Annotated in this window: 5 protein-coding genes; all 5 read left to right on the top strand. The window is 71.8% G+C overall.

Features of this window, described 5'->3' with window-relative positions; translation table 11 throughout:
- The first annotated feature begins 37 nt into the window (after positions 1–37).
- Entirely contained in the window at positions 38–958 is a 921-nt protein-coding gene (locus CITRIK5_RS01080) for a glycosyltransferase family 2 protein (RefSeq protein WP_159832891.1), read from the top strand.
- Complete coding sequence (gene rsmI / locus CITRIK5_RS01085) at positions 955–1,809, top strand: 16S rRNA (cytidine(1402)-2'-O)-methyltransferase (RefSeq protein WP_159832893.1); 855 nt, start codon at positions 955–957, stop codon at positions 1,807–1,809. The genes CITRIK5_RS01080 and rsmI overlap by 4 nt, the downstream gene beginning before the upstream one ends.
- A gap of 183 nt (positions 1,810–1,992) precedes the next feature.
- Entirely contained in the window at positions 1,993–3,480 is a 1,488-nt protein-coding gene (locus CITRIK5_RS01090; RefSeq protein WP_159832895.1) for an NAD-dependent succinate-semialdehyde dehydrogenase, read from the top strand.
- A gap of 119 nt (positions 3,481–3,599) precedes the next feature.
- Positions 3,600–4,553: a TatD family hydrolase gene (locus CITRIK5_RS01095; protein WP_060973971.1), complete on the top strand. Its 954-nt coding sequence runs from the start codon at positions 3,600–3,602 to the stop codon at positions 4,551–4,553.
- Positions 4,554–4,577: 24 nt separating this feature from the next.
- Positions 4,578–6,398 (top strand): ABC transporter ATP-binding protein, encoded by a 1,821-nt coding sequence (locus CITRIK5_RS01100; protein WP_220482124.1) that lies wholly within the window; start codon positions 4,578–4,580, stop codon positions 6,396–6,398.
- Positions 6,399–6,479: the final 81 nt, after the last annotated feature.

Genomic DNA, 6,479 nt, shown 5'->3' on the forward strand with positions numbered 1-6,479 from the left:
ATGCTAGGGGGACGCAAGGACTCTCTAGGCTGGGGGCATGACCGTGGAATCCGTGGACGTCAGCGTCATCATTCCGATGCACAACGGGGGCGAGCTCATCCATGAGCAGCTCGACGCGCTGGCCGCCCAGCGCACCGACCTCAATTGGGAGGTGATCGTGGGGGACAACCGCTCCACGGACGGCAGCCCGGACGCGGTACGCGCGCGTGCGGACTCGTTCCCCGTCCCACTGGCGGTCGTCGACGCGTTTCGGGTGCAGGGTGCCAGCCACGCCCGGAACGCAGCCGCGGCCGCCGCCCGAGGCGAGGTACTGGCGATGTGCGACGCCGATGACCGGGTCGCTCCCGACTGGGTCGAGCAGGCGTTCCGCGGAGTGCGCGAGATCGCACCGATAGTGACCGGTCCGGTCAGGATCCTCGACCCGCGCGGCAAGGACTCGGGGCGGCTGCTCAACCCGGGCATCCTCCACGGGCGGGGGATCCTGAGTGGCAATGTGGCCGTCCGGCGCGAATTGTTCGAAGCCGTCGGTGGGTTCGATGAGTCCCTCCCGCCGTATGGGGTCGAGGACTCTGACCTGTCTGCGCGATTCCTCGCGGCGGGCCACACGATCGCGCCCCACCCAGGGCTGGTCCTCTATTTCCGTGAGACGACCGGGCTGAAGGCGAAGCTTCGCAAGATCCATTCGTCCGGCCAGGCGGAGGCCGTCCTCTGGTCGCGCGGCCATGAGGCCCAGGGCACCCCTCTGGCTGAGTCGCAGTTCGTGGTTGCATTGGCGGCCTTGCCAGCCGACGCCGTCCGCACGGCGCGTGCGCGGGGACTCCGGAGTCTCCCGAAATGGATCCTTCGCGAGGCCGCGGTGCGGACCGGCCGCTGGCGGGGCTACCGAAGGTGGGTGAAGACCGGCAAGGCGGGCGAACCTCGTCTGCCGTTCCTCGACGGGCGAGGCGGCGCGGCGTGACGGGCCGCATCGTCCTGGCCGCCACCCCCATCGGCAATCTCGGGGACGCGTCCGCGCGCCTGCGTGAGCTGCTGGCGGAGGCGGACGTGATCGCCGCCGAGGACACCAGGACCGCGCGGCGCCTGTGCGCCGGTCTGGGCGTCACCCCGGCGGGCAGGGTGGTGGCCCATCACGAGCACAACGAGGCGGCCTCGACCCAGGGGCTGCTGGACCAGGTGCGGGGTGGTGCCACGGTGGCGGTGGTCTCGGACGCGGGCATGCCCACGGTCTCGGACCCGGGGTACCGGCTCGTGGCGGCCGCGGTGTCCGAAGGGCTGCCCGTGACGTGTGCGCCCGGCCCCTCCGCCGTGACCACCGCACTCGCCCTCTCCGGCCTGCCGACGGACCGGTTCGCCTTCGACGGCTTCGTCCCCCGCAAGGACGGGGAACGACGGCGATGGCTCACCTCCCTGCTGACCGAGGCCCGCACCGTGGTCGCCTTCGAGTCGCCGCAGCGTCTGGCGGACGCGCTGGCCGTCGTCGTGGAGGTCCTCGGTGCGGAGCGGCCGGTGTGCGTGGCCCGCGAGCTCACCAAGCTGCACGAGGAGGTGGTGCGCGGCGCCGCGGCCGAGGTGCATGCCTGGGCTGCGGAGCGGCACGCGGGGGAGGGGATCCGCGGGGAGATCGTGCTGGTGATCGGGCCGCCCGCACCCGGCGCCGAGGGCGAGGCGTCCGAGGCGGACGCCGTCGCCGAGGTGGCGGTGCTGGTGGAGTCCGGCACCCGGTTGAAGGAGGCCGTGGCCGCGGTGGCCGGAGCCCACGGGATGCGGAGCCGGGAGCTCTACCAGGCGGTGCTCGCGGCCCGGGGCTGACACGTCCCCGGCTACACAGATGCTCGTGCGCGGGGGCGCGGCCCCGGGGCCTGGCTAGGATCAGCCGTGGAGCCGCTGCCGACCGCCGCCGGACGGCGTCGGAATACCCGTGGCCGTCCACCCGTTCCCCTGAGGGACGCGGGGCGTGCCGCCTCCGACCACCGACCCCGAAAGAGGTGCATCATGACCGTGACCGCTGAGCGCGAGAAGGCGCTGCTGGAGTCCGTCCCCACCGGCCTGCTGATCGACGGCGAGTGGCGCGATGCCTCCTCCGGCAAGACCTTCGACGTGAAGGACCCGGCCACCGGCAAGGTCATCGCGAGCCTGCAGGACGCGAACTCCGACGACGCCATGGCCGCCTTCGACGCCGCCTGCGCCGCGCAGGCCGATTGGGCCCGCACCCCGGCCAAGGAGCGCGCCGACATCCTGCGCCGCGCCTACGACCTGATCAACGAGCGCGCCGAGGACTTCGCGCTGTTGATGACCCTCGAGATGGGCAAGCCGCTCGCCGAGGCCCGTGGCGAGGTCACGTACGGCAACGGCTTCCTGCGCTGGTTCTCCGAGGAGGCCGGCCGTCACTACGGCCGCACCCTGACCGTGCCTGAGGGCACCCTGCGCATGCAGGTGCACCATCGCCCGGTGGGCCCGTGCCTGCTGATCACCCCGTGGAACTTCCCGCTGGCCATGGCCACCCGCAAGGTGGGTCCCGCCGTCGCCGCCGGCTGCACCATGGTCCTCAAGGCCGCCAAGCTGACCCCGCTGACCACCCAGCTGTTCGCGCAGGTGATGCAGGAGGCCGGCCTGCCCAAGGGCGTGCTCAACGTCGTCGCGGGCTCCTCGGCCTCGTCGATCTCCAGCCCGATCCTGCAGGACCGGCGGCTGCGCAAGGTGTCCTTCACCGGTTCCACGCCGGTCGGTGTGCGCCTCATGAAGGACGCGGCGGACAACGTGCTGCGCACCTCCATGGAGCTCGGCGGCAACGCCCCGCTCATCGTCTTCGAGGACGCGGACCTGGACGCCGCCGTCGAGGGTGCCTTCGCCGCGAAGATGCGCAACATGGGCGAGGCCTGCACCGCCGCCAACCGCTTCCTCGTGCACGAGCACGTGGCCGAGGAGTTCACGCAGAAGTTCGTGGCCAAGCTCGAGGCGCTCAAGCCCCTGCGCGGCACCGACCCGGAGTCCACCCTCGGCCCGATCGTGGACGAGGGCGCGCGCGACGACATCGACCAGCTCGTCCAGGACGCCGTGGCGGCCGGCGGCGAGGTGCTCACCGGCGGCCACAAGATCGAGGGCGACGGCTACTTCTACGCGCCGACCGCGATCAAGGTGGAGAAGGGCAACCCGATCCTCCAGCAGGAGATCTTCGGCCCGGTGGCCCCGATCGTGACCTTCTCCTCCGAGGAGGAGGCCATCGAGATGGCCAACGACACCGAGTACGGCCTCGCCTCCTACGTGTTCACGAAGGATCAGGCCCGGATGTACCGCGTGGCCGAGAGCATCGAGTTCGGCCTCATGGGCTACAACGTGGGCGTCATCTCCAACCCGGCCGCGCCGTTCGGCGGCGTGAAGCAGTCGGGCCTGGGCCGCGAGGGCGGCGCCGAGGGCATCGAGGAGTACACCTCGGTGCAGTACATCGGCATCGCCGACCCGTGGGCGGCCACGAAGGCCTGACCTCTTCGCCGCGCCGTTCCCTCCGGGGGCGGTATCGGGTGGTATCCGACGTGGATACCACCCGATACCGCCCCCGAGGCGTGTCGGGAGCCCGGGTTCGGCTCCCTAGAGTGGGGTGCATGGCCCACGCATCCGAGACCCCGCTCGCCTACCGCGCCTCCGCCCAGCAGCCGGACGACGACGGCGGCCCGCGCCGGGACGCCCGCGAGGAGAAGTCGGGCCGCAAGCGTCGTCTCGAGTACCCGCCCGCACCGGAGCCGCTGCCGGTGCCCGTCGTGGACAACCACACGCACCTCGACTTCCGCGACGGCTTGGTCCGCGTGGACGTCCACCAGGCGATGGACGCGGCGGAGGCGGTGGGCGTGACCGGCGCGGTCCAGGTGGGCTGCGACGTCGCCTCGGCCCGGTTCACGATCGCGGCGATCGAGGCCGAGCCTCGCCTGCTCGGCGCCGTGGCGCTGCACCCCAACGACGCGGCCCGCCTGACCGAGTGCGGCGAGTTCGAGGAGGCGTTCGCGGAGATCGCCGAGCTCGCCCGTCACCCTCGCGTGCGCGCGGTGGGTGAGACGGGCCTCGACTACTTCCGGACGCAGGACGAGGCCGGCCACGCGGCGCAGCAGGAGTCCTTCCGCCGGCACATCCGACTCGCCCGCGAACTCGGCACGGCCCTGCAGATCCACGACCGGGACGCGCACGACGACGCCGTCCGGATCCTGCTCGAGGAGGCGGCCGACGGCGGGCTGCCCCCGCACGTGGTGTTCCACTGCTTCTCCGGTGGCCCCGATCTGGCCCGCACGTGCGCCGAGCACGGCTGGCACATGTCCTTCGCCGGCCCCGTCACCTTCAAGGCCAACGATGAGCTGCGTGAGGCGCTGCGGATCGCCCCGGCCGAGCTGCTGCTCGTGGAGACGGACGCGCCCTTCCTCACGCCGCATCCGCATCGGGGCCGCCCCAACGCGCCCTACCTGGTCCCGGTCACACTGCGGGGCATGGCGGAGACGCGCGGAGACGACGTGGCGGCCCTCGCCCGCGCGGTGAGCGAGAACACCGCCCGGGTGTACGGGGCGTTCTAAGCCGATCCAGACCCGGCCCCTAGGATGAGCGACGTGCTGACCCGACTCCTCAAAGCCCGGCTGCCCGAGGGAACGCAGTACCTGGTGGACCGCCCCATGCGGATCCGCCTCGTGTTCGTGGTCCTCGGGTCCGTCCTCGTGGCCGGCCTCGAGATGGTGGCGCTCGCCTCGATCATCCCGCTGGTCAGCCTGCTGACCTCAGGTGAGCTGGGCTCCCCGGCGCTCGAAGGGCTGCTGGCCCGGTTCGGGGCCGTGACGGTGCCGGAGCAGACGGTGGCCTTCGCCGTCGTGATCGTGGTGGCCTTCCTGCTCAAGGCGATCCTGGTGCTAGCGTTCCGCTGGTGGACCATGGGGTTCACCAACCAGAACCTCGTCCGCACGTCCGCCACGCTGCTGCGCTACTACCTGCGGGCCGACTACGGCCTGCACCTGACGCGCACGGTCGGCACCCTGGTCAACAACGTCACCGGCACCTCCAGCATGGCGTACACGGGCGTGGTGAATGCGTCCGTCACGTTCCTCACGGAGGCCGTGACGCTCGTCGCGGTGGCGGTCGTGGTGGGCGTCTCCATGCCGCTGACGGGGCTCGGGATGGCCCTGTACTTCCTCGCCGTCGCCTGGGTGATCAAGACCGTGATCCGCCGCCCGGCCTCCCGCCTGGGCTGGACCCTGGTGACCGCGGGGGAGCGGGCCAACACGGCGGCGCTGCAGGGCCTGGAGAACTACAAGGACGTGAAGATCCGCGGCAACGACTCGGCCTTCATGGAGGAGTACCGCGCCGCCCGCATGGAGAGCGCCGAAGCCACGCGGCTCAAGATGATCCTCACGATGATGCCGCGCTACGTGCTCGAGGTCGCCTTCGTGGCCGCCATCGCGGCGCTCGTGGCCGTGGCCTTCATCCAGGGCCGCGGCGGGGAGGCGTTCGGCTCGCTCGCCCTGCTCGCGATGGCCGGCTTCCGCGTGCTGCCGTCCATGGCCGCGCTCATGGCCACCACCAACGAGATCCGCACGTCCTGGCCGGCCTTCGAGCGCACGACGGCGGAACTCGCCGCCGCGCAGCCGGTCCTGCACGCGGCGGACCGGCCCTACGAGCGCGTCACGTTCGAGGAGGCCATCGAGGTGCGGGACGCGTCCTTCACCTACCCCGGCAAGACCGAGCCGGTCCTGCGCGACATCGACCTGCGCATCCCCTTCGGGTCCTCGTACGCCTTCGTGGGCGGCAGCGGTGCCGGCAAGACCACCCTGGTGGACCTGGTCATCGGCTTCCACCACGCCCAGCGCGGTGGGGTCTACGTGGACGGGGTGGAGCTCGAGGCCAACCCGCGCGGCTGGTGGGACAACGTGGCGTTCGTCCCGCAGTCCGTCACCGTGGTCAACGGGACGGTGCTGCACAACGTGCTCCTGGACGTCGAGGCCGCCCAGACGGCGGACCGGGCCGAGGTGGAGCGCGTGCTGCGCGAAGCCCAGCTGGGCCAGTGGCTGGACGAGCTCCCCGACGGCCTGGACACCGTGATCGGCGAAGGGGCCGTGGGCGTCTCCGGCGGCCAGCGCCAGCGCCTGGGCATCGCGCGCGCGCTCTTCCGGCGCCCCCGCCTCCTCGTGCTCGACGAGGCGACGTCGGCCCTCGACAACCTCACGGAACGCCGGGTCACCGAGGTGATCGAGTCGCTGCGCGGCCGGATCACGGTCATCGTGGTCGCCCACCGTCTCTCCACGGTCAAGCGCTGCGATCAGATCGTGCTGATGGACCAGGGGCGGATCATCGGCCAGGGCACGTTCGCCGGGCTGCAGGAGACGAGCCCCGAGTTCCGCGAGCTCGTCCGGCTCGGTGACCTCTCCACCTGAGCGGAGCCCGCGCCGCTGCGCCCCGGTTACCCTGTCCGGCGCCCCGATAGACTCGCGGGCATGGTCCAGCCCTCCCCGCAC

The sequence above is a fragment of the Micrococcus sp. 116 genome (genome assembly GCF_902506395.1).
GTDB classification, from domain to species: Bacteria; Actinomycetota; Actinomycetes; order Actinomycetales; family Micrococcaceae; genus Micrococcus; species Micrococcus luteus.